General features: G+C 45.5%; 1 pseudogene. It reads left to right on the forward strand.

Features of this window, described 5'->3' with window-relative positions:
- A pseudogene (locus WEIDD23_RS12355) lies at nucleotides 1-404 on the forward strand (gamma-aminobutyrate permease); the annotation flags it as partial.

A 404-nucleotide genomic window follows, 5' to 3' on the forward strand; every position in this document is an offset into this window, starting at 1 on the left:
AGTTTTGGATGGCAACAATTAAGGTTGTTGCAGTTATTGCGTTCTTGATTATTGGAGTCGCTACGATTTTTGGGATCATGTCTTATCATCCTGATGTGGCCCGAAACTTGTCTGCCGGTGGTAACCACGGTTTCGTTGGTGGTTTCGGGGGAATGTTAGCCGTCTTCATGGTTGCTGGTTTCTCATTCCAAGGAACGGAAATGGTCGGGATTACGGCTGGTGAGTCGGAAACGCCTGAAACCTCAGTGCCAACGGCGATTAAGCAAGTATTCTGGCGCATTCTATTGTTCTACATCTTGGCCATTTTCATTATTGGTGCATTGCTCTTCTACAAGAACCCAGCTTTGTTGCACTCAAGTGAAACGAACATTGCCGTATCACCGTTTACATTGGTCTTTAAGCAA

The sequence above is a fragment of the Weissella sp. DD23 genome (assembly GCF_001579105.1).
Lineage (GTDB): Bacteria > Bacillota > Bacilli > Lactobacillales > Lactobacillaceae > Weissella > Weissella cibaria.